The 22,003-nt window shown below is 70.1% G+C and carries 24 protein-coding genes; 13 read left to right on the top strand and 11 right to left on the bottom strand.

Going from position 1 to position 22,003, the window contains the following annotated elements; all coding sequences use genetic code 11:
• Window positions 1-21 precede the first annotated feature (21 nt).
• Window positions 22-873: a restriction endonuclease gene (locus AC3EGR_RS15295; protein WP_488547357.1), complete on the bottom strand. Its 852-nt coding sequence runs from the start codon at window positions 871-873 to the stop codon at window positions 22-24.
• A 183-nt stretch (window positions 874-1,056) separates the two neighbouring features.
• Between AC3EGR_RS15295 and AC3EGR_RS15290 the strand changes: the two genes are divergently transcribed.
• Both AC3EGR_RS15290 and AC3EGR_RS15285 read left to right on the top strand, forming a co-directional pair.
• Window positions 1,057-1,365 carry an MTH1187 family thiamine-binding protein gene (locus AC3EGR_RS15290; RefSeq protein WP_488547356.1) on the top strand — a complete coding sequence of 103 codons (309 nt, stop codon included), beginning with the start codon at window positions 1,057-1,059 and terminating at the stop codon, window positions 1,363-1,365.
• Between the two features lie 120 nt (window positions 1,366-1,485).
• Entirely contained in the window at window positions 1,486-1,707 is a 222-nt protein-coding gene (locus AC3EGR_RS15285) for a hypothetical protein (protein WP_488547355.1), read from the top strand.
• A gap of 7 nt (window positions 1,708-1,714) precedes the next feature.
• Here AC3EGR_RS15285 and AC3EGR_RS15280 read toward each other — a convergent pair whose 3' ends face one another.
• The gene (locus tag AC3EGR_RS15280; RefSeq protein ID WP_488547354.1) at window positions 1,715-2,866 is read right to left on the bottom strand and encodes an aminotransferase class V-fold PLP-dependent enzyme; all 1,152 of its coding nucleotides are present in this window, start codon (window positions 2,864-2,866) and stop codon (window positions 1,715-1,717) included.
• Window positions 2,867-2,962: 96 nt separating this feature from the next.
• Window positions 2,963-3,340, bottom strand: coding sequence for a hypothetical protein (locus AC3EGR_RS15275; RefSeq protein WP_488547353.1), 378 nt, complete (start codon window positions 3,338-3,340; stop codon window positions 2,963-2,965).
• A gap of 387 nt (window positions 3,341-3,727) precedes the next feature.
• Here AC3EGR_RS15275 and AC3EGR_RS15270 point away from each other — a divergent pair, with 387 nt between their 5' ends.
• The gene (locus AC3EGR_RS15270) at window positions 3,728-4,582 is read left to right on the top strand and encodes a hypothetical protein (protein ID WP_488547352.1); all 855 of its coding nucleotides are present in this window, start codon (window positions 3,728-3,730) and stop codon (window positions 4,580-4,582) included.
• On the opposite strand, the gene AC3EGR_RS15265 is transcribed toward AC3EGR_RS15270, so the two are convergent.
• Window positions 4,579-7,377: a PAS domain-containing protein gene (locus AC3EGR_RS15265; protein WP_488547351.1), complete on the bottom strand. Its 2,799-nt coding sequence runs from the start codon at window positions 7,375-7,377 to the stop codon at window positions 4,579-4,581. The two genes, AC3EGR_RS15270 and AC3EGR_RS15265, sit on opposite strands and share 4 nt — an antisense overlap.
• Window positions 7,378-7,510: 133 nt before the next feature.
• On the opposite strand from AC3EGR_RS15265, the gene AC3EGR_RS15260 reads away from it, so the two are divergent.
• The 5 genes from AC3EGR_RS15260 to AC3EGR_RS15240 are packed head-to-tail and all read left to right on the top strand — an operon-like array spanning window position 7,511 to window position 10,222.
• Window positions 7,511-7,729, top strand: a complete 219-nt coding sequence (locus tag AC3EGR_RS15260) for a hypothetical protein (RefSeq protein WP_488547350.1) — start codon at window positions 7,511-7,513, stop codon at window positions 7,727-7,729.
• A 5-nt stretch (window positions 7,730-7,734) separates the two neighbouring features.
• Window positions 7,735-8,418, top strand: coding sequence for a hypothetical protein (locus tag AC3EGR_RS15255; protein WP_488547349.1), 684 nt, complete (start codon window positions 7,735-7,737; stop codon window positions 8,416-8,418).
• A gap of 58 nt (window positions 8,419-8,476) precedes the next feature.
• Window positions 8,477-8,884 (top strand): hypothetical protein, encoded by a 408-nt coding sequence (locus AC3EGR_RS15250; RefSeq protein WP_488547348.1) that lies wholly within the window; start codon window positions 8,477-8,479, stop codon window positions 8,882-8,884.
• Complete coding sequence (locus tag AC3EGR_RS15245; protein ID WP_488547347.1) at window positions 8,881-9,798, top strand: EamA/RhaT family transporter; 918 nt, start codon at window positions 8,881-8,883, stop codon at window positions 9,796-9,798. The genes AC3EGR_RS15250 and AC3EGR_RS15245 overlap by 4 nt, the downstream gene beginning before the upstream one ends.
• Before the next feature lie 52 nt (window positions 9,799-9,850).
• Entirely contained in the window at window positions 9,851-10,222 is a 372-nt protein-coding gene (locus AC3EGR_RS15240; RefSeq protein ID WP_488547346.1) for a hypothetical protein, read from the top strand.
• Between the two features lie 23 nt (window positions 10,223-10,245).
• On the opposite strand, the gene ligD is transcribed toward AC3EGR_RS15240, so the two are convergent.
• Both ligD and AC3EGR_RS15230 read right to left on the bottom strand, forming a co-directional pair.
• A complete protein-coding gene (ligD, locus tag AC3EGR_RS15235) occupies window positions 10,246-12,153 on the bottom strand; it encodes a DNA ligase D (protein WP_488547345.1) in 1,908 nt (635 codons plus the stop codon).
• An 83-nt stretch (window positions 12,154-12,236) separates the two neighbouring features.
• On the bottom strand, window positions 12,237-12,470 hold the full coding sequence (locus AC3EGR_RS15230; RefSeq protein ID WP_488547344.1) for a hypothetical protein: 234 nt from the start codon (window positions 12,468-12,470) through the stop codon (window positions 12,237-12,239).
• Between the two features lie 215 nt (window positions 12,471-12,685).
• Between AC3EGR_RS15230 and AC3EGR_RS15225 the strand changes: the two genes are divergently transcribed.
• The gene (locus AC3EGR_RS15225) at window positions 12,686-13,000 is read left to right on the top strand and encodes a hypothetical protein (RefSeq protein ID WP_488547343.1); all 315 of its coding nucleotides are present in this window, start codon (window positions 12,686-12,688) and stop codon (window positions 12,998-13,000) included.
• A gap of 10 nt (window positions 13,001-13,010) precedes the next feature.
• Here AC3EGR_RS15225 and AC3EGR_RS15220 read toward each other — a convergent pair whose 3' ends face one another.
• Window positions 13,011-13,934 (bottom strand): LysR family transcriptional regulator, encoded by a 924-nt coding sequence (locus tag AC3EGR_RS15220; protein WP_488547342.1) that lies wholly within the window; start codon window positions 13,932-13,934, stop codon window positions 13,011-13,013.
• A 111-nt stretch (window positions 13,935-14,045) separates the two neighbouring features.
• Between AC3EGR_RS15220 and AC3EGR_RS15215 the strand changes: the two genes are divergently transcribed.
• The 3 genes from AC3EGR_RS15215 (at window position 14,046) to AC3EGR_RS15205 (ending at window position 17,192) form a co-directional block, all read left to right on the top strand.
• A complete protein-coding gene (locus AC3EGR_RS15215; RefSeq protein ID WP_488547341.1) occupies window positions 14,046-14,414 on the top strand; it encodes a hypothetical protein in 369 nt (122 codons plus the stop codon).
• A gap of 76 nt (window positions 14,415-14,490) precedes the next feature.
• Window positions 14,491-15,771 (top strand): putative DNA modification/repair radical SAM protein, encoded by a 1,281-nt coding sequence (locus AC3EGR_RS15210; RefSeq protein WP_488547340.1) that lies wholly within the window; start codon window positions 14,491-14,493, stop codon window positions 15,769-15,771.
• Window positions 15,771-17,192, top strand: a complete 1,422-nt coding sequence (locus AC3EGR_RS15205; protein ID WP_488547339.1) for a UdgX family uracil-DNA binding protein — start codon at window positions 15,771-15,773, stop codon at window positions 17,190-17,192. The genes AC3EGR_RS15210 and AC3EGR_RS15205 overlap by 1 nt, the downstream gene beginning before the upstream one ends.
• Window positions 17,193-17,234: 42 nt before the next feature.
• Here the strand turns inward: AC3EGR_RS15205 and AC3EGR_RS15200 are convergent, their stop codons facing one another.
• The 3 genes from AC3EGR_RS15200 to AC3EGR_RS15190 form a co-directional block, all read right to left on the bottom strand.
• Window positions 17,235-17,492 carry a hypothetical protein gene (locus tag AC3EGR_RS15200; protein ID WP_488547338.1) on the bottom strand — a complete coding sequence of 86 codons (258 nt, stop codon included), beginning with the start codon at window positions 17,490-17,492 and terminating at the stop codon, window positions 17,235-17,237.
• A gap of 117 nt (window positions 17,493-17,609) precedes the next feature.
• Window positions 17,610-19,478, bottom strand: a complete 1,869-nt coding sequence (locus AC3EGR_RS15195) for a sensor histidine kinase (RefSeq protein WP_488547337.1) — start codon at window positions 19,476-19,478, stop codon at window positions 17,610-17,612.
• Window positions 19,475-20,155 carry a response regulator gene (locus AC3EGR_RS15190; protein WP_488547336.1) on the bottom strand — a complete coding sequence of 227 codons (681 nt, stop codon included), beginning with the start codon at window positions 20,153-20,155 and terminating at the stop codon, window positions 19,475-19,477. Before AC3EGR_RS15190 ends, AC3EGR_RS15195 begins: the two co-directional genes overlap by 4 nt.
• Before the next feature lie 174 nt (window positions 20,156-20,329).
• Between AC3EGR_RS15190 and AC3EGR_RS15185 the strand changes: the two genes are divergently transcribed.
• Window positions 20,330-20,881 carry an RcnB family protein gene (locus AC3EGR_RS15185; protein WP_488547335.1) on the top strand — a complete coding sequence of 184 codons (552 nt, stop codon included), beginning with the start codon at window positions 20,330-20,332 and terminating at the stop codon, window positions 20,879-20,881.
• Window positions 20,882-20,954: 73 nt separating this feature from the next.
• Here AC3EGR_RS15185 and AC3EGR_RS15180 read toward each other — a convergent pair whose 3' ends face one another.
• Window positions 20,955-21,860, bottom strand: coding sequence for an SDR family NAD(P)-dependent oxidoreductase (locus AC3EGR_RS15180; RefSeq protein WP_488547334.1), 906 nt, complete (start codon window positions 21,858-21,860; stop codon window positions 20,955-20,957).
• Between the last annotated feature and the right edge of the window lie 143 nt (window positions 21,861-22,003).

Below are 22,003 nucleotides of genomic sequence, written 5' to 3'. Positions count from 1 at the left end.
GACCCGGGGGGACGACTGTGCTCACCGCGTTCCTCGACAACTGGGGTAAGTCGAACACCCCCAGAACTGCGACCCCGCATTACCACCTTTCCTGGCCGTGCGACGCACCATCGGTGAACTGCAGACAGGGCAACGCGGTGATCCGGCATGGCTTGCCTGCGGTCGGTGTTCTACCCCTGGGTCCTTGCGCGATCCGGCAGCAAGCGAGGCTCTCGCTTGCTGCAACAAGCCCATAAGTTTTCCACCGTCTACCAGGCGGACGTTCCGCCCCGCCGCGAACGTCGTGGCCTCACTGGTGAACTGCCCGGAGGTCACCACGAACCCCCCGGCTGCGCCTCGTGCGGCCATGGCGCCATAGAGCTCGCGAACCACTTCGACCCCGACCTTGAATGCGCGCCATTGTTTGCACTGCACGAGAAACGTCTCGCCGCCGCGGCGCAGGACGAGGTCCACGCCGCCATCGGGCTTCGGCCCGCCCTGCTCGTGCACTTCGAACCCTTGCAGGCGGAATCCTTCACCCACGAGTTGTTCGAATTCCTGCCAGCTCACGTCCTGGAGGGCGTCCGCGCTCTTCGAGGCTGTCGTGTTCGCGAGCAGATCCCGCCGCTTCCGCCTGCGCAAGAACGAGGTCACCGCGCCAGCCAGGCACAGGAACGGCGCAATCAGCTGCAACGGTCCGGAGATCGCCGTGGTCACCATCGCCGGCAAAGCGGCGCCGATACGGTTCGGATCCACGGCCGGTGCGGGTCGGTTCGCAAGCGCGTGAAATACCAGGTAGCTGACGATCGCCAGTACGACACCGACCCACCACGGAAGCATCGCGACGAGATCCATGATGTCGTCTGCGGCACTACGTTTACTTCTTCTTGGCAACTTCCCCCCTTGTTTTGGGGGAATCGTAGCTGCCAGGTTCCTCCGCGGTCCACTGCAGCTGTCGCGCGGGTTGCGCCATCGCCACGGACTCGGACCTTTGGCGCTGGCGCCGCGAAATGGGGACCGAGCAAGTCACCCGCTCTGATTTCTGGCAGCATGGCTGCTCTACCGCCAGGAGGTGCCATGGTCCTGCTCGAATTCGCGATGAGCCCTTCCGGCGAGGGCGAAAGCCTCAGCCGCCACGTCGCCCGCATCCTGGACATCATCGACCGCAGCGGCGTCACCTACCAGCTGACGGCCATGGGGACCATCCTCGAAGGGGACTGGGACGAGGTCATGGGCGTGGTAGGCGAGTGCTTCCGCGAACTGCAGCAGGACTGCCGGCGCATCTCCATGAACCTGAAGATGGACTACCGGGCCGGCACGGAGCCGCGCCTGCGCAGCAAGGTGGATGCCGTCGAAGGGCACGTCGGGCGCAAGCTCAGGACCTAGTAGCGCTGCAGGCTCCTGAAGCGCCTGCCAGCGTGCTCACCGCCGCGAGTCCGGCGCACTCCTACGCCACTGGCGTGTCGCCTTGCTAGATTGGATGCACGAACAAGCACAGGATGCACCATGCAAGCGAACAACGGGCAGGTCTATGTGGACGGCCTCGCGCCTCCCGCACCCGAGGAAACACTGGCGGCCTTGCGCGAAGAGCCGCAGGTGCCGGAGCCCACGCGCATGCAGCGCCTGGAGCGTCAGGCGGGCCGCGTCGGCGGCAAGGCCCCCTGGGCGCTGATGGTGGGCGGCTTCGCGCTGGGATGCGTCGCGGCGCACCTGCTGCGCCGCGACTGAAGTCCGCTCAGGCGGCCTTCGCCGGCGCCGTCACGCCGATGTGGTCCAGCGCGTCCTGCAGCGACTTCACCGTGCGGTCCACGTTGTGCCACTTGTCCAGGCCGAACAGGCCGACGCGGAAGGTCTTGAAGTCGCTGCCTTCGTCGCACTGCAGCGGCACGCCGGCGGCGGTCTGCAGGCCCTCGCCCAGGAATTTCTTGCCGGACTGGATCTCCGGGTCGCTCGTGTAGCTCACCACCACGCCGGGCGCCTTGAAGCCCTCGGCGGCGACGCTGGGCAGGCCGCGGCTCTCGAACAGCGCGCGCACCTTGCGGCCCAGGTCCTCCTGCTCCGCCTTCACCTTGGCGAAGCCGTAGGCCTGCGTCTCCTTCATCGTGGCGCGCAGGCGCGTGAGCGCATCGGTGGGCATGGTGGCGTGGTACATGTGGGACCCGCCTTCGTACGCCTCCATGATCTGCAGCCACTTCTTCAGGTCCATGGCGAAGCTCGTGCTGGTCGTGCCGTCGATGGCCTGGCGCGCGCGCTCGCTGAGGCACACCATGGCGCAGCACGGCGAGCTGCTCCAGCCCTTTTGCGGCGCGGAGATCAGCACGTCGATGCCGACCGCCTTCATGTCCACCCACATGGCGCCGGAGGCGATGCAGTCGAGGACGAACAGGCCGCCGACTTCATGCAGCGCATCGGCGACCGCACGCATGTAGTCGTCCGGCAGGATCATGCCGCTCGCGGTCTCGACATGGGGAGCGAAGAGGACCGCGGGCTTTTCCTTGCGGATGGCGGCGACCACTTCGGCGACCGGTGCCGGGGCCCACGCCGCGGTCGGACCGCTCCCCTGCTTGCGCGCCTTCAGCACGGTGGCCGAGGCGGGGATGTTCCCCATCTCGAAGATCTGGGTCCACCGGTAGCTGAACCAGCCATTGCGCAGCACCATCACGTTCTTGCCGGTGGCGAACTGGCGCGCGACGGACTCCATGCCGAAGGTGCCGCTGCCCGGGACCAGCGCCGTGCTGTGCGCCTTGTACACGTCCTTCAGGATCGCGGAGATGTCCTTCATCACGCCCTGGAAGCTGCGCGACATGTGGTTCAGCGCACGGTCCGTGTAGACCACGGAAAACTCGAGCAGGCCTTCGGGATCGACGTTGGGCAGCAGTCCGGGCATGGTGTCTCAGGCGGTGAGGGAAAAAGGGCAGCTTAACACCGGCCTCCGGCCCTTCCCCGCCCGGGGTTGCCGGGCTTCAGCGCCGCGCTTTCCCGCCTAGCACTTGAGCTCGCGATAGCGCTTCTTGGAACGCACCAGCGGCATCTCGTCCTGGATCACGGCGGCGTCGCCCTTGGCCTTCACTTCGGCTTCCTGCTCGCGCATGCGCGTGTCGAGCGCGCTGCATTCCTGGCGAGCCTCCGCCGTCAGCGGCGCCCGGCGCGCCGCCTTGGCGCGGTCCTGCGACGGCGTCTCGTAGCGCACGTTCACGCGCGGCTTGGGCTGGTCGATCGGCTTGCCGCAGGGCAGCTGCGAATACACCACCCCGCGCTTCGAGTAGCACTTGTAGACGGCCGTGTCCTGCGCCTGCACGGGGGCCTGCAGCCCCGCCAGCGCGAACATCACGGCTCCCCAACGCACGGCCATTCCCGACATGGCGTCCTCCATCCTTTGCACGCGATGCTAGGGGGCCAGCCCCGCGCGCCCTGCTACAGATGGTGTCGGCGATGCATGGCACCAACAGCCCGCGAGGGTCGTCGCAAAAATTGGCAGGCGCACCCGCGACGCAATTCACGGCCAGGCCGTGGGCAGCACCGTCCATCCTGCTTGCGCGACCGCGCCGGAGTTCCTGTTGCGGCCCCCGCACGCCCGGCCACCGAATCCGGCGCGCTCCTTACATCTGGAAAAGCCGGGGATTCGACACCTTTCCTACTCTCTTTCCCCTCTGGCGGCCGCGAAACGGCGGGTGACCGCCAGGAGCCCGACGAACGGGGGTTGTTGCAATTTGTAATGACCTGCCATACTAGGCAAAAGCCCTAGCCCATGACCTCTCTATCCCGCATCACCTGCCACACCGTGCACGACATGTCCCGTGACGCGCGGGAGGCCCTCACGCGCGAGCTGTTCGCCGTCCACGCGCAGATCTTCACGGGCCTGAGCTACGAGGAGTTCCGCTCCTACGTCGTGGAGCGCGATGCCTGGCGCACGTGGATCTACGTCAAGCACAACTCCAAGGGCCAGGTGGTGGGCTACACCTCCATCCATGCTTTCCGCCTGCTGGTGGAGAACCGCCTGTCCACGGTGATCCGCATGGAAGCCGGAACGCTGCCCGCGTACCGCGGTCGCGACCTCACCATGGTGTACGGCTGCCTGCGCCTGCTGCGCGTGTGGCTGCACCACCCGTGGCGCCGTTTCTGCATCTTCGCGGCGCTCACCCACCCGAGCAGCTACACCTTCCTGGCGCACTACGCGCCCGTGATCTGGCCGCACGCGACCCGCCGCGAGATCCCGCCGGCCATCATGGAACGCATGGAGGAACTCGCCGGCTGCTTCGAGCTGGATCGCGTGCACCCCGCCAATCCGCTGGTGCGCCACGTCAACTGGATCACGCTGGAGACCGACGAGGAGCGCCAGCGCTGGCTGAACAGCCGTCGCCGCGACACCCGCTTCTACCTGGAACACAACCCCGGTTACGTCGACGGCACGGGGATGCTGACCTACATCCCGTTCAACGGCACGATCCTCCTGCGCGCGCTGGTGAGCTTCCTCTGGGGGCGCGCGGGCAAGATCATGCGGCTGGTCCTGGGCAAGGAAAGCGCGAAGACGCCGCGCCGCCACCCGATCGATTCCGCCTTCACGCCGCTGGAGACGATCCGGCGCGATTCCGCCAGCCGCTAGGCCGCCGGCGGCAGCGTGAACCAGAAGGTGGCGCCCTGCCCGGGCGCCGCCTGCGCCCACACCCGTCCTCCCTGCCGCGAGACCGCGCGCGCGACCGTCGCCAGGCCGATGCCCGTGCCCGGGAATTCGTCGGCGCCATGCAGCCGCTGGAAGGTCCCGAACAGGCGATCCGCATACGCCATGTCGAAGCCGCAGCCGTTGTCGCGCACGTAGAACTGGCCCGGCTCCCTGCCGGCGCCGACCTCGATCTCGGCCACGGGCGCCTTGCCGCTGAATTTCCAGGCGTTGCCCACCAGGTTTTCCAGCACCGAACGCATCAGGCGGACGTCCCCCGCCGCGACCAGGCCCGGCTGCACGCGCCAGCGCACGCGGCGCTGGGGGTGCTCCGACTGCAGCCGCTGCAGGATCCCGCCGGCGATGTCGCTCAGGTTCACGGCCGCGCGGATCACCGCCACCTCCGAGACGTGGGCGAGCGCCAGCAGCCCTTCGATCAGCTGCGCCATCTCGTCGGCGTTGGCCTGGATGCGCGCCAGGTAGTGGTGCGCGCGGCCCTCCGGAAGCGGCGCGATCTCCTGCTGCAGCAGCCGGCCGAAGGAGCTTACGCGCTGCAATGGCGACTGCAGGTCGTGCGACACCGAGTACGAGAAGGACTCCAGCTGCTTGTTCGCCAGCCGCAGCGCCTCCTGGTTGGCCATCAGGTCGGTGATGTCGCTGTCCACGCCCACCCACAGCAGGATGGTGCCCTGCTCGTCGCGCACCGGAACCGCGCGGTAGGAGGTCGTGTGGTACGTGCCGTCGCGCATGCGGATGCGGCGGGTGCCCGTGTAGGGCGTCCCCGTCGACGACGCCTTCGACCAGTTCTGCAGGACGTCCTCGCGGTCGTCGGGATGGATCAGCCGCACCCACTCGCGGCCGTGCCACTGCGGCGGCTCGCCCCCGGCCAGGTCGTACCAGGCGCGGCTCAGGAAGGTCACGCGGCCTTGCGGATCGACGGTCCAGAAGGGCAGCGGCGCCTGCTCGGCCAGCGTGCGGAACAACGCGTCCTGCCGCGAGAGCTGCGCCGTGCGCTCGGCGATGCGCTCCTCCAGGCTGGCATTGAGCCGGCGGATCTCCTCCATCATCAGCACGCGCAGCGTGATGTCCTGCTGCGCGCCCTGGATGGCCACGACCTTGCCGCTTTCGTCACGCACCGGCTCCGCCACCGAGCGCAGCCACACGCGGCGGCCGGTGCCCGTCACCAGCTCCACCTCCGTGTCGTACGGGTGTCCATCGTTCACGCAGGCATCCATCGCCTGGATCGCCTTCGGCAGCGAGGCCGGCGTCAGCATGCCCAGCACTTCCTGCAGCGAAGGCTCCGCGTCCGGCGGCAGGTCCAGGATGGCCGCGGCCTCTTCGGACAGCAGGACCCGCTGCGTTGCGAGGTCGGCCCGGTAATGGCCCATGCGCGTGAGCCGGCTCGCCATGCCCAGGCGCTCGGCCTGCTCGCGCAACTGCTCCTGCGCGTGCTTGAGGGCATCGATGTCCGTCGCCGTGCCGAACCAGGATTCGACCGCGTCCGTGCCCAGGCGCATGGGCACCGCGCGCATCAGCTGCCAGCGGTAGGTCCCGTCGCGGTACTGGAGGCGGAACTCATGCTGCATCGGCTCGTTGTTGCGCAGGGCGCGCTGCAGGTTGGCGGTGAGGACGGGCAGGTCCGCCGGGTGCACCATCTGCCGCCAGCCGATGCCCAGCGCGTCCTCCGCCGCCAGACCGGTGGCTTCCACCCAGCGCTGGTTGATGAACTGAATGCCGCCGTCCGGCGGTGAGATGAACACGATCTGCGGCATGGCCTGCGCGAGCTGCTGGAAGCGCCGCTCGGTGTGCTCGCGGCTGCGCGACTGGCGCCGCAGCTGCATCGTGAGCACGATCGCCACCAGCACCGCGGCGGTCCACACGGTGGACGTGAGCAGGGCGAAGCGGCGCCAGGGCGCCAGCATCTCGTCGTAGCTGGATCCCACCGCGACCACCAGGTCGGGGTAGGTGGGCAGCTGCCGGTACGCCACGACGCGCAGCACGCCGTCGATGCCGCTTTCGCGCAGGAACGTGCCCTGCGGCGAGCGCGGCAGGTACTCACGGAAGATCGGCAGGTGCGAGAAGTCCTTGCCCAGCGCGCTGCTGTCGGCGGGGCTGCGCGCGATCAACTGCCCGTTGCGGGTGTACAGGGCGATGGCGCCGTTCGGCCCGAGGTCGATCCCGCGCCACAGCTGTTCGAAGTAAGGCGGGTCCACCGCGCCGGCGATCACCTGCTGCACCTGTCCGCTCGCGTCGCGGATCGGGCGCGCCACGCTCATCATCCAGGTGCCGCGCGTGCGGCTGCGGATCACCGGGCCGATGTAGAACTCGGTCCGCGGCTCGCGCAGGTAGGCCTGGAAGTACGGCCGGTCCCGCATGTCCGAGCCTATGGTTCCCTCGTCGGAATTGAAGGTGATGCGGCCATTGCCGTCCACCACCCAGATCGCGCGCAGGAACGGCAGGTCCTTCAACTGGGCGCGCAGCGTGTCCCGCCCCCGTTCGGCATCGAGCGGGCCGCGGGCCTGCTGCGCGCGCATCGCCACGATCGCCAGCTGCAGGGTCTGGTCCACCGACTGCAGCGTGCGCGCGCTCTGCTCCGCGATCACGCGGGACAGCGATGCGGTCAGCTCCTCGCCGCTGCGCAAGGCGGCCTCGCGCTGGTACAGCAGCGCGAACACCAGCAATGCGCCGGTGAGCAGCGCAATGGCGAGCACCGCCCCAACGTCCCTCCAGGCTCTCCTCATGGGTGCGATTGTGCCGCCCCCGCGCAGGCGGTCCCCGCCGTCCGGCACGGACACGGGGCGCCCGCTGACAGAGCCGCCGCCCTGACGCGCCGGACACTGGGCGCGCCGCACGTTTTTTCAGGAGAAGATCGCCATGTCCCAGCACGCCGTCATCCGGGGAGAAGTCTGCTTTCGCGCGGGAGACGGCGTGCTCATGCCGGTGCCGGATGGCGATGTGGACATGGAGATCGCCGACGACAGCGTGACCCTCTCCTGGACCGACGGCGAAGGCAATGCCGGCTCGGCCGCCATCACGCGCGACGAATACGAACGGTATTGCAAGGAAGGCAAGATCCGTCCGGACGGGCAGTGACGGCCATGGACGCCCGTTCCATCCTCGAAATCCTGCTGCTTGCCCTGGCGTGGGCGGCGACCCTCGTCGTGCGTCCCTGGCGCCTGCTGCGCCCCTATGGCGGCGATCTGCCGCCGCTGGTGACCCCCTTCCTCGCCAGCCTCACGGTGCTGCCTTGGCTGTGGTCGTGGCCGGGACTGACGGCGCTGTCCCTGCCCCTGCATTGGTCGGGAGCGCCGCTGGCCGTGCTGTTGCTGGGGTGGCCGCTCGCCGTGCCGGTGATCACCGTCGCGGGCCTGAGCACCTTGCTCACCACCGGCGCGTCCCTGAGCCAGGCGCTGTCGCTCACGGTCTGGTCGGGCCTCGTGCCCGCCACGCTGGTCCTGCTGCTGGGGTCCGGCGTTCGCAAGGCCTTCGGCCCGAACCCGGTGGCCTACATGATCGGCCGCGCCTTCCTCGTACCCATGGTGGCCCTGGCGGCCTGCGGCTTCTGCGCGGCCTCGCTGAGCCACGGCGTGCAAGGGCCGACGGCCGAACTGCGGCACGTCGCCGTCTTCCTGCTGGCCATGGGCGAAGCCTCCTGGTCCTGCGCCCTGGTGAGCCTGCTGGTCGCCTACCGGCCGCAGTGGCTCGCGACCTGGTCGGACCCGCTGTACCTGCGCCGCCCGGCGCGGCAACGACTGCCCGCGCCCCCGCCCCCTCGCCGCTGAGTCGGGTCTTTACGTCTGGAAAATGAAGCCGCAGGCCGGCGGTGCTATCGTCCGCGCCATGTCGTTCGTGCGCCACTCCGTCCTCGCTGCCGCCGTGCTGGCCCTTGCCATGCCCTTCGCTGCGTCCGCGGATTCCGATACGGCCCCGCAGCAGGCGAGCATGCGCAAGGCGAACTTCGCCGCGGTCGGCGGCCTGTGGTGCGGCGCCGGGCTGCTGCACGAATTCTCGCTCGAGATCGAGCAGCGCTCCGCCGACGTGCAGGGCCGGCTGGTGCGCAAGCAGCGCGTGCGCGAGATCACCGGCAAGGTGGAAGGCACGCGCGTCAAGGTCGACCCGCAACGGGACCACACGATGGAGTTGCAGGCCGAGGGCAATGAGCTGCGCATCGTCAGCGCCTCCGGCGTGCTGGCGCTCGCCACCGGCCAGTCCTTCACGCGCGCCGCCGGCGGCAGCTGCAAGGGTTGAGCACCGCCGCCTGGCTCTGGGTTCCCATCGTCCTCTGGGCTGCGCTGGCCCAGACGGCGCGCAACGCCGCCCAACGTTCTCTGGTCGCGCAGGCCGGCACCCTGGGCGCCACGCTCGCCCGTTTCCTCTACGGCATTCCTTTCGCAGGCGCCTGGGTGCTGCTGCTGCACGGCTTGCCCGCGACCGCGGCGCCCGTGCCCGCCTTCCACGCCGGCTACTTCGCCTGGCTGCTGCTCGGCGCGCTCGGGCAGCTGGCCGCCACGGCCTTCCTGCTCGCCGCCATGAAGCAGCGCAACTTCGTGGTCGGCGTCGCCTACTCCAAGACCGATGCCTTGCAGGTCGCCCTGTTCGGCTCCCTGTTCCTGCGCGAGCTGCCCGGCCCGGTGACCCTGGTGGCGATCGCGCTCGCCACGGCGGGCGTGGTGATGCTCTCGCTGCCGCGCAAGGGCGCCGCGGTCGAGGGCCGTGCCTGGACCTCGACCGCGGCATGGTACGGGCTCGCCTCCGGCGCCGGCTTCGCGCTGTCGGCGGTGGGCTACCGCGGCGCCGCGCTCCAGGTGCCGGAGAGTTCGGCCTGGTTCGCGGGCGCCTGGGGCGTGCTGCTGGCGCAGAGCCTGCAGACGCTGCTGCTGGGTGGCTGGCTGGCCTTGCGCGCGCCGGCCTCGCTGCGCGCCACGGTGACCGCGTGGCGCGTTTCCACCGTCGCCGGCTGCATGGGCGCGCTCGCCTCGATCGCCTGGTTCACCGCTTTCGCGCTCACCACGGCCACCAACGTGCGCACGCTCGGGATGGTGGAGGTGGTGTTCAGTTACCTCGTCTCGCGCCGGCTGCTGCGCGAGAAGCTGGCCCCCTCGGAGCAAGGAGGGCTGGCGCTGGTGGTGCTCGGACTCCTTGCGCTGGCCTGGCGGCCCTGAGCTGCGGCGCGGTCCTACAGCGGCGGCACGGGGGCGGCGCCAGATTGTGGGCATGGCCCATGACGACCCTCCCCCCCGCAGCCCGCTGCGACAGCCCTTCCTCCTGTACGCGGCGAACGGCCGGATCTACGCACGCAACCGCACGCAGAAGGTGATCGACCTCGGCGCGATCACGCGGGAGGACGGCGGGAGCTTCCGCTACCTGCTCGATGGCAACCAGCAGTCCGACGGCGGCTTCTTCACCGAGGAAGAGGCGCTGCACGCGATCGCGCGCAAGGTCCGCTACCTGTGGCTCGACGGGCAATTCACCGCGGTCGCGGACGCGCGCGACGACGCGAACCTCGACCTCGATGGCGCGCCGAACATCTCGATCGAGCTGGATGAACTGCCGCCTGGCGAGCGCGAGGTGGACGCGACCGTCTGACGCACCGCGGGGTTCGCTGGCGCTCACCGCTTCGACGGCGCGAAGCCCAGCCTCTTCATCGCCGGATCCAGCTTCCGCGGCTTGTCCCAATAGCCGGCCCAGGGGTCCGCCTTCAGGGAGCCCAGGTACTCGATGGCGCTCACGATGTTCCAGTGGTCGCCGCCCCGCACGCGCGGCAGCTCGTCCCAGGCGATCGGCATGGACACGGCGAGCCCCGGCCGCGCGCGCGCCGAGAAGGCCTCGGCGGTGGACTGCACCCAGCCATTGCGCAGGTAGTCGATGAAGATGCGGCCGACGCGGTTGCGCGGCCCCGACTTCGCGACGAAGCGCTGCGGGATCGTGCGCGCCATGTGCCGGACCACCGCCTCGGAGAAATCCTTGGCCGTGTCGTAGTCGCACTCGGGCGCGATCGGCACCCACAGGTGCAGGCCCTTGCCGCCGCTGGTCTTGAGCCAGCTTTGCAGGCCCAGCTCCTGCAGCAGCGCGCGCAGCAGCAGCGCGCCTTCCTGCACCTGCGGCCAGGGCACGCCGTCGCCCGGGTCCAGGTCGAAGACGAGGCGGTCCGGCTGCGCGATGGCGCGTGCCGTTGAATTCCAGGTATGGACTTCGATCATCCCCAGCTGCGCCGCGGCGAACAGGTCCTCGGGCGTGTCGAAGGCGATGGCCGGATCGTGCCCCGGCCACAGCGCCGGGTCGGTGCCGCGCAAGCCGCGCAGGCCTTGCGGATGCTGCTGGAAGACCATGGGCTCGGCGATGCCCAGCGGCGCCCGCCGGATGTACGCCGGCCGCCCTTGCAGGTGCGGCAGCACCCAGGGCGCAACCTCCACGTAGTAGCGCACGACATCGAGCTTGGTGAAGCCGGTGGAAGGATCGACGACGCGCTTGCCGTGCGTCACCTTGCGCAGCAGGGGCACGGCCGGAGCCGATGCGGTGGCGGGCCGCTCGCGTTCGACCGCCGCCGCGGGCTTGTCCTCGCGCAAGCCCTTGAAGGACGCATGGCGCAGGCTGCCGTTCTGCGGCCACTCGTTGTACGTGACCTCGCACACCAGTTCGGGCCGCACCCAGGTCGCATGGCGGTCGTGCCCCGTGGCCCCGGCGAACGGCCGCCGGGGAACCGCCATGCCCTCCAGGCGGCGGCGCAGCGCGGCCGACACTTCGCCGGTGAAGCCCGTGCCCACCTTGCCGGCGTACTGCAGTTCGCCCGCGTCGTCGCGGTAGCCCACGAGCAGCGCACCGATGCCGTTCGGCCGCGAATCGTCCGGCCAGGTGAAGCCGCCGATGACGAACTCCTGCCGCTGCGTGCATTTGAGCTTGATCCAGTCGTCCGAGCGGCGCTGCACGTAGATGGAACCGCGCCGCTTGCCGATGACGCCCTCCAGCCCGAGACGGCACGCGGACTGCAGGATGGCGGCCGCCTCGCCGCCGATCTCCTGGCTGAAGCGCAGGCGCTCGTTTTCCTTCAGCACCGACTGCAGCAGCGCCCGGCGTTCCTCCACCGGCACGCGCCGCAGGTCGTGGCCCTCGCAGAATGGCAGGTCGAACAGGTAGTAGACGATCGCGTCGTTGCGGTCGCTCTCGATGGCGTTCTGCAGGCCGTTGAAGCTGGGCTTGCCGCTTTCATCCAGCAGGACGATCTCCCCGTCGTACCAGCCGGGCGGCAGCTTCGCGGCGATCAGGGCCTTCTGCAGGGCGGCGAAGCGGTGCGTCCAGTCGTTGCCGCGCCGCGTGACGATGCGAACGTCCCGGGGGCCGCCGATGCGCGCGAGCATGCGGTAGCCATCGAACTTGATCTCGTAGATCCAGTCGCCCGGCAGCGGCTTGTCCACGAGCGTCGCGAGCTCGGGCTCCAGGCTGGCGGGCAGGTCGGCCGCGATGGCGGCCGCAGGCAGGACGAGGCGTCGTCGCGCGATGGCAGGGGCTCCGGAGTGCAAAGCCCCATCGTCGGCGACGCGCCGGCGTGCTCTTGTAGGAGATTCTTGTCGGGTGGCGGCGAAGCGTCGGCGCTCCCCCGGGGTCAGCTTTTCTTCGCGCCCTTCAGCAGGAACCACGAGCCCCAGGCCAGGTCGGTGGCGCTGCGCGCGTCCATCCACCGGCGAAACTCGACGCTCTCCAGCGCACGCTGTGCATCACCGGCCTGCTCGGCTTCGGCGCGCAGGATGTGGAACTGCTGTTCCGCCTCGCTCTCGGCGGCCTCGAAGCGCTCGGCCTGCGCGACGGCGGCGGCCAGTTCTTCCGTCCAATCGGTCATGCACTGCTTTCGGTGGAAAAATGCAGTATGCCAGCCCCGGCCGCGCCGCTGGCCGCACCACGCCAGTGCCCTTGTCACGCTTCGTGGATTGGCTGGAGCGCGCTAGGCGTTCCTACACGAAACCAGCATGGACACGCACGAGCCTTGGCGCTACAAGGATCGAACATGGCAACGCGGCCGCACGCGAGGTCGCGTCACTGAGGTGAAGGCGCATCATGTCTTTCGGCACCCTGCTGTACCGCTACTTCTTCTTCGGCTGGCTGTTCCAGGACGTCAACCGGGGCAACCTGCTGGAGCGCGCGGCCGCATGGCGGCACAACCGCGACCAGGCGCGCTGGTTGCCCACGTACATGCGGCGCTGGTTCTGGTGCGGTCTGTTCTTCTACGGTCTCGGTGTCGGCGTCGAATCGCTGCTGGCTGCGCCCGGCCTTTCCGTCCTGTTCTACGTGCCTTGCGCGCTCGCCGTGCCTGTCAACGCCGTGATCGGCGCGGCCTGGGTGGGCTTGCGCGTGGCGCCCGCGCAGGTCTGAGCCACCCGCTTCAACCCGCTTCTTCCAGCCCCGCCATCGCCTGGCGGGTGTAGTCCACCAGGAAATCCAGGAAGGCGCGCGTGCGCGCCGGCATGAACTTGCGGCTGGGAAGCGCGGCGACCAGCGTGATGCGGCCGGTGATCCAGGGCGCGAGCACGCGCTGCAGCACGCCGGCCTTCAGCATGGGCGCGATCAGGTCGGCGGGCTGGATGCCGATGCCGCCGCCGGAGATCGTCGCGCGCATCAGCGAATCGGTGTGGTTCGCGGTCACCGCCGCGCGCACGTCCAGTTCGATGCGGCGGTCGTCGTTCGTCGGGTCGATCAAGGTCATGGACCGCAGGCGCGTGCCTTCCGCGCGCAGGCGCAGGCAGCGATGCCGGCGCAGGTCCTCCGGATGCTTCGGCTCCCCGTGCTGCTGCAGGTAGGACGGCGCGGCGCAGAACACCGCCTGGCTCTCGATCACGGTGCGCACGATCGCACTCGACACCAGCGGCACGGCGCCATTGACGATGGTCAGGTCGTAGTCCTCCACGTTCGGGTCCACGACGTCGTGCACGTGCAGCTCCAGCACCACCTCGGGGTAGCGGCGCTGGAACTCCGGGATGGCCGGCGCGATGATGTGCGTGGCCACGACCGGCTGCGCGAGGATGCGCACCGTGCCACTCATTTCGCGGCTCTGCGCCTGCACCACGCCGTCGGCCTCCTCGATGTCGTTGAGGATCCCGCGCAGCCGCGCGAGATAGGCATCGCCCGCAGGCGTCAGCGACAGCCGCCGCGTGGTCCGCTGCAGCAATCGCACGCCCAGGTGCTTCTCGAGGTCGCTCACCAGCCGGGTCACGGCCGCGGGCGTGAGCTCGAGCTTGCGGGCCGCGGCGGCGAAGCCGCCTTCATCGACCACTTCCTGGAACACCCTCATCGATTGCAGTCGGTCCATGCGCTGGATTATTTCAGTATTCGCAATGGAGGATTGCGACCGAGGCTGTTTTTTGCATTGCGGCGGAGGAATACAGTCCTTCCATCGTCATCGCAAGCAGAAAGAAGCACCATGAAAGTTTCCAAGATCGCCCTCGCCGTCCTGTCCCTCTCCGCCCTGACCGCCTTCGCGGATGACATGGACCCGGCCGGCCAGTTCGCCACCACGACGGCTGCCGCGCCGGCGACGCGCGCCGCCGTCCAGGCCCAGTACGTCGACTACCGCAGCGCCGGCGTGAACCCCTGGTCCACCTCGTACAACCCGCTGAAGTCCTTCCGCGGCGAGAAGACGCGTGCGCAGGTCACCAACGAGTACCTGTCCAGCCGAGACGCGGTTGCCGCGATGACCGCCGAAGACAGCGGCTCCGCCTTCCTCGCGGGTGGCAAGCCCGTCGACGCCTCGCGCCAGCTGGCCGGCCAGCCCGCCCGCACCGCGCAATAAGGGAAAAGTTGGCGGGCGCCCCGTGCAAGGCGGGGCCGCCGGCCTGGGTCGGCGCGGAACACTGTATGCTCATACAGTGGACCTGAAAGCCAAGCTCGCCATCCTCGCCGACGCCGCCAAGTACGACGCCTCCTGCGCATCGTCCGGCGGCGTCCGGCGCGACTCCACGCAGGGTCGCGGCCTGGGCTCCAACGAGGGCATGGGCATCTGCCACAGCTACGCCCCCGACGGCCGCTGCATCTCCCTGCTGAAGATCCTCCTGACCAATTTCTGCCTGTACGACTGCCTGTACTGCGTCAACCGCGTCAGCAGCAACGTGCCGCGCGCGCGCTTTACCGTCGACGAGGTCGTGCAGCTCACGCTGGACTTCTACCGGCGCAATTGCATCGAAGGCCTGTTCCTCTCCAGCGGCATCATCCGCAGCCCGGACTACACCATGGAGCAGGTCGTCGAGGTGGCGCGGCGCCTGCGCGAGGAACACGACTTCCGCGGCTACATCCACCTGAAGACGATTCCGGACGCCGCACCGGAGCTGCTGCAGCGCGCGGGTCAGTACGCCGATCGCCTGTCCATCAACATCGAGCTGCCCACCGAGCACAGCCTCACGCGCCTGGCGCCGGAGAAGGACGTGTCGGCGATCCGCCGGTCCATGGCGCGGCTGCGGGTGCACATCGACGACGCCAGGGCGCAGGCGCAGGAGGCGAAGGCCCGGCCGGTCGTCTCGCTGCCCGGGGCGAAGCCGTCCCGGGCACAGCCCGGCGCCTTCGCGGCCGCCGGGCAGAGCACGCAGATGATCGTGGGCGCGGACGCGACCGACGACGCCACGATCCTGTCGACGAGCGCACAGCTGTATGGCGCCTACCGGCTCAAGCGCGTGTACTACTCCGCCTTCAGCCCGATCCCGGATGCCTCTTCCTCGCTGCCGCTGAAGGCGCCGCCGCTGGTGCGCGAGCACCGGCTGTACCAGGCCGACTGGCTGATGCGCTTCTACGGCTTCGCCGCCGACGAGATCGCGTCGGACCGCACCGGGGGCATGCTGCGCCTGGAGGTCGATCCCAAGCTGGCGTGGGCGCTCGCGCACCCCGAGCGCTTCCCCGTGGACCTGAACCGGGCGCCGCGCGAGCTGCTCTTGCGCGTGCCCGGCCTCGGCGTGAAGGCGGTGGACCGCCTGCTGCTCGCGCGCCGCGTGCGCCGCGTGCGCTCGGACGACCTGCAGCGCCTGCACGTGCCCGTGCGCAAGGTGCTGCCCTTCGTCGTCGTCGCGGACCACCGGCCTTCCGCCGACGGAACCCGCAGGCTGGCGGCGAGCGCGGCGACCCCGGTCATCCGCCCTCCCGAGCAGGCCGCCCTCTTCTGATGCTGGTGCGCCTGGCCAACGAGACGGACCTCGCGGGCTTTCGCCGCGAAGCGCGGGGGCTGCTGGCGCGGCGGGTCCCGCCGGAGCAGGTGTTCTGGTCCGCCGGGCCTTGCCACGACGATCTCTTCGCCGGCGAAGCCGGGCAGCAGGAAGACGTGCCTGAAGGCGGCATCACCGTTCCCACCGGCTTCCTGGAGCTTTGCCACACGGTGGTGCTGCACAGCGAGCCGCAGCGCTTCGGCCTGCTGTACCGGCTGCTGTGGCGTCTCGTGCACGAGCCCGGCCTGCGACACGACCCGCTCGACGCCGACATGCTGCAGGCGCGCCAGATGGCGCAGGCCGTGCAGCGCGACATCCACAAGATGCATGCCTTCGTGCGTTTCCGGCAGGTACCCGATGGGGACGACGCACGCGATCCGCTGCACGTGGCCTGGTTCGAGCCGGACCACCACATCGTGGAGGCGAACGCGCCCTGGTTCCGGCGCCGCTTCGCAAACATGCGCTGGGCCATCCTCACGCCGGAGCGCTGCGTCGAATGGGACCGACGGCAGCTGCACTTTCGCGCCGGTGCTCGCCGCGACGAGGCGCCGCCGCCCGATGCCGGCGAAGCGCTGTGGCTCACGTACTACCAGAGCATCTTCAATCCGGCACGGCTGAAGCTGCAGATGATGCGCAAGGAGATGCCGCGCCGCTACTGGCGCAACCTGCCGGAGGCGCAGCTGATCGCGCCGCTTGCGGCGGCGGCGCAGGAGCGCAGCGCGCACATGATCGAGCAGCCCGCGACGGTGACCACGCGCCGCATCCCGCGCTTTGCGGACAAGCCGCCGCCGCTGCTCGCGCCCGACGGGCTGGCCGACCTGAACGCACGGCTGCAGCACTGCCGCGAGTGCCCGATCGGCGCCTTGGCCACGCAGGCTGTCCCTGGCGAAGGGCCGCTGCGGCCGGCCGTGATGGTCGTGGGCGAGCAGCCCGGCGAACAGGAGGACCTGCGCGGGCGGCCCTTCGTCGGGCCCGCGGGCCAGCTGTTCGATCGCGCCTTGCAGCAGCTGGGTGTCGCCCGCGAAACGGTCTACGTGACGAATGCCCTGCGGCATTTCAAGTTCGAACTGCGCGGCAAGCGCCGCATCCACAAGACGCCCACGCAGCAGGAGGCACTCGCGTGCCGGCACTGGCTGGACGAAGAAATTGCGCTCGTGCAGCCGAAGGCGCTCGTCGCGCTCGGCGCCACCGCCGCGCGCGCGCTGCTCGGCCGGCCGGTGGCCGTGCTCAGCGAACGCGGCGAATGGTTCGAGCGGCCGGACGGCCTGCGCGTGCTGGTGACGCTGCATCCGTCGGCCTTGCTGCGGATGGAAGAGTCGCAGCTGCCGCAGGCGTTCGAGGCCTTCGTGCGGGACCTGTCGCTGGCGTGGTCCGGGAAGTAGCGCGGCGCGCCACGTCGCAGCGCGCCACCGCGCAGTGCTGCCTCAGAAGGCCTGCACGTGCTCCACCACCACTGCCGGCTCCTCGGGCTGCGGCTTGACCGCCGCCGGGGCAAGCAGCGTGGCGGGGCCGGGCGCGACAGCAGGCACGGCGACCGCGGATTGCACCGCGGGCTGCGCCTGCCCGGCGTCGTCCGACTTGAAGGCGACGGCCGCGACCGCGGCGGTGGCGAAGGCGACGGGGACGAGCCACCAGGCCGATCCGATGAACTGCCCGGCCTCGCGGCGAATGTGCTCTCTCATGGCTTCCTCCGGTGCACGCCGCAAGGCGTGTTCCGGTTCACTCTAGGAAGCGAAGCGCCATGCCGGAATAGCAAGCATCGGTGCGGGCGTGGCGTGAGGGCGCCAAGCCGCCGGAGATCAGGCGCACACGGATGCGAGGGGCACGTGGACCGCGACGCGCGTGCCGCCGGAGCCGCCGTGCACGTCGACGTAGCCCCCGAGCTGGCTCGCGCGGGTGCGCATGTTGGTGAGCCCGCGGCCGCTGGAGTCCTCGCCCACGCCGGCCGCGCCTATGCCGTTGTCGCGCACCTCCAGCACCAGTTCGCCGTCGACGAGGCGCAGCCGCACGTCGACCTTGGACGCGCCCGCATGCTTCACGACATTGGTCAGCGCCTCCTGCGCGACGCGCAGCAGTTGCAGGGCGGCATGCGGCGCGAGCCGCAGCGCCTCGTCGGGCACGGCGATCTCCCAGCTGGGATGGATGCCGCACGCGATCAGCTGCTGGCGCCAGCGGAACAGGAAGTTGCCCAGGGTGGAGCGGAAGTCCTGCTCCTGCGGCGCCAGCGTGTCGAGCGCCAGCCGCATGTCGGCGATGCAGCCGCGCAGCGCGTCGGCCACTACGCGCGACTCCAGGTCGGCGCGCTCGACGCGTGACAGCAGCACGAACAGGCGCGAACCGAGCCCGTCGTGCAGGTCGCGCATGATGCGCTGGCGCTCCTGCGCGGCGGCGTTCTCGCGCTCCAGCGCCGCCAGGCGCTGGTAGTTGGCCGCCAGTTCCTTCTCGCGCTGTCCCACGCGCAGCTCCAGCGTCTGGTTCACGTTTTCGGCCGTGCGCAACGCCCGCACGAAGCGCGCCGTCAGCAGCCCGCCCATGGCGAGCAGCACGAGGTTGGCACAGAGGTGCATCAGCTGGAAACGCTGCGCCGTCCACGACGCGAGCCAGGCGACGCCGGGGTCCAGGTCCCAGTTGATCAGGTAATCGTGCATGCCCGCCAGTGCGGCGATGGCCATGGTCACCGGCAGCGCCGCGGCTTCCAGCGTGCGCCGCCGCAGGAGGAACCAGCCGGAGACCGCGACGATGGTGCCGCCGATCGGCAGGAAGCCGCCGACCCACCAGCGGTTCACCAGCGGCTCCGCCGCGGGGCCCTGCGCGAGCAGCCACAGGGGGCCGACCAGCCAGTAGGCGAACAGGGCACGCTCGAACCAGGGCTTGTGGATGCCGGCGAGCCGCCATGCGAGCGCGGTCATGGCGACGATGAAACCGCCGGTGGCGCAGTGGAAGGCGACGCGCCACCAGAACCAGGCCTCGATCGGCATCATCTCCACCACGAAGGTCAGCGTGCGCAGGCCCCACAAGGCGACGGCGACGCCGAAGAGGCCGTACATGGCCTCGCCGGGACGGCGCCACCAGATCAACAGCATCGCGAGGGACACCAGCAGGCACACCGCGGCCGTGATCTGCGGCGTGGTGCTCACCCAGAACAGGCGCCGGTCGTGCAGCGGCTCGACTTCGGCCAGCGGGCCGAGCGAGGTGCTGGGAAAGCGCACCGCGCTCCCTGCGGGAGGCTGGGCCACCCGCACCAGCAGCTCGTTGGTTCCGGAGCGCAGCAGCGACGGGGGCAGCACCACCAGGTGCGGCCGCGTCCAGCGCACATGCGTCTCGGGCGTGTTCTCCGGGATCTGTTGCAGCAGCCCGCCATTGAGCCAGACCTCGCCGCCCTCGTAGAGGAAGGGAAAGAAGGCGGCCCAGGCCTGCGGCGGCCCGGACGGCATCTCGAAGCTCACCCGGTACCACGCCGGCGCGGCCGCGGCACCGGGCCGCGACTTGCGCCACAGATCCGGCAGCGTCACGCCCTGCCACGCGGCGTCGACGGCGGGCGGCGTGCGGCTGCTGTCCGTCGAGACCTGCGCCGCCGACACCTCCTGCACCGCAGCGCGCACCGGCAGGCCGAGGCCGCCGGCGACCGCGACCAGCAGCGCCAGCAGCCAGCTGCGCGCACGGGTCACAGCAGCCCCAGCTGGGTCGCCTCGTACACGGCCTCGCCGCGCGAATGCACGGCAAGCTTGCGGTAGATCTTGCGCACGTGCGCCACGACGGTGTGCGGGGAGATGCCCATGAGCTCGCTGATCGTGTCGAAGCTCAGGCCCTTGGCGGTCAGGCGCAGCAACTCGGTCTCGCGGTCGGTCAGCGGCGAGGCGGCCGCGCCGTCGAGGCTCCTGGAAGGTTGCGCCGGCGCCGGCGCCGCGCGCACCGGGCCCAGCGCAAGCCGGAAGCGGGCCAGGATGCGCCTGGCGATGCCGGGGCTGATGGGCGAACCGCCGCCGCGCAACTCGCGGATGCTGCAGACGATGCTCTCCGGCAAGGCGTCCTTGAGCAGGTAGCCGGCCGCGCCCGCCTCGATCGAGTCCAGCACGTGCTGGTCGTCGTCGAACATGGACACCACCAGCACGTCGCAGGGGCGCGGCTGGCGCATGGCCTCCCGGATGACTTCCACGCCGTCGATGTCCGGCAGGCCCAGGTCCAGCAGGACGACGTCCGGCTGGGCTGCCTCCAGCATCGCGATCGCGGCGCGGCCGGTGCCGGCGCTGCCCGCGAGCGCCAGGGCCGGGTCCATCAGGACGGCGTTGGTGAACCGGCGCAGGAATTCCGGTTCGTCTTCCACGATGAGCACCTTGGTTGCCATCTCAAACTCCCGGAGTAACGAGGCCATTCTGCTTGGCGGCCGGCGATCGCGCCTCTGCCAAACGAGGGAACCGTGCACATCCGCTTACCCGGCTTTGCACGCAGGGTGCATTCCGTTCGCGACGCCGACACGCCCCACGCGCAGCATGGGCCCAACCAGACAGGAGCAGTACCCATGAAAACCTCAGCCATCGTTTGCGCCGTCCTCGCGGGCACCTTCGGCCTCGGCGGCGTCGCCTCCGCCCAGGGGATGTACGGCCAGGGGGACCGTGGCGACCGCCGCCACGAGCAGCGCGCCGAGCAAGGCAATGACCACCGCCAAGGCCGCCAGGAACAGCGCTGGGATCAACGCCAGGAGCAGCGCTGGGACCAACGCCGGGACCAGCGCGGCGACCAGCGGGGCTGGCAGGGCAACCACCAGGCGAACCCGCCGCGTCACGTGTACCAGCAGCCCCGCTACGAAGCGCCGCGCCACGTCTACCAGCAACCCCGCTACGACGCCCCGCGCTACGTGTACCAGCAGCCGAACTACCGCGCGTCGAACCGCTTCTACCGCGGCGGCTACCTGCCCCACCAGTACCGGCAGCCCGTGTACTACGTCAACAACTGGAACGCGTATCCCTCGCTGTACGCGCCGCCGTACGGCCACCAGTGGATGAACGTGGACGGCGAGTTCCTGCTGGTGGCCCTGGCCACCGGCCTGATCGCCAACGCGCTGATCAACTGACGCGACAGCACCGGGGCCCGCGGCGCGGGCCAGTGCGCGCGTCGGCGCCGCCCAGGCGAGGAGCCCTGCGGCCTCAGCGTCCGGTGCGTGCCAGCCGCATCTCGTTGGCGCCCTGGTCGGCACCGCTGGCCGGCACGGTTTCGCCGCGGCGCTCCCGCACCTCGTCCAGGCGCGCCTGCAGCCGCTCGGGCGCATCCGCCCCCACGCCGACATACACGCCCGGCGTCAGGGTCACGTGGGCGGCCTCGAAGCTTCCCGCTCCGGCGCACAGCGTGGTGCGCGTCGGAGCCTCCTGCGCTGCCAGCACCAGCATGGCCGGCACCACCGCCTCCGGGCCGAAGGCGCCCAGCATGTCGGGCGGGAACAGGTCCTCGGTCATGCGCGTCACGGCCGTCGGCGCCAGGCAGTTCACCCGGATGTCGTGCTTCAGGCCCTCGATGGCGAGCGTCTGCATGAAGCCCACCAGGGCCATCTTGGCGGCCCCATAGTTGGTCTGGCCGAAGTTGCCGTAGAGGCCCGAGGACGAGGTCGTGAGCACGATCCGCCCGTATTTCTGCCGGGTCATCGCCGGCCACAGCGCCTTGCAGCAGTGCACGGCCCCCATGAGGTGCACGTCCAGCACCTGCCGGAAGTCGGCCAGGTCCATCTTGGCGAAGCTCTTGTCGCGCAGGATGCCGGCATTGCTCACCAGGACGTCCACCCGGCCCCAGGCGTCCAGCGCCTGGTCCGCCATGGCCTGGACGGCGTCGAAGTCCGTCACCGAGGCAGCGTTGGCCATCGCCTCGCCGCCGGCCGCCCGGATCTCGTCCACCACCTTCTGCGCAGCACCGACCGACCCGCCGGAGCCGTCGACCGCCCCGCCGAGGTCGTTGACCAGCACCCGCGCCCCGCGCGCGGCCAGTGCCAGTGCGTGCTGGCGGCCCAGCCCACCGCCTGCGCCGGTGACGATCGCGACCCGGCCTGTGAAATCCAGCGCCATCTCCTGACTCCCCGTGTGGCAAAAGCGGCGAATGTAACGCAGCGGCGGTGCCGCCCGTCGCCCGGCTTGTTTCGTCCAGGCTGACGGCGCGTCCTAGGCACTTGGCTTAAGTGCATCAATCTGTAAAGATGAAAGCAGCTCGG

The sequence above is a fragment of the Ramlibacter sp. G4-7 genome, from assembly GCF_057784995.1.
This window is presented reverse-complemented; position numbering and strand designations above follow the sequence as displayed.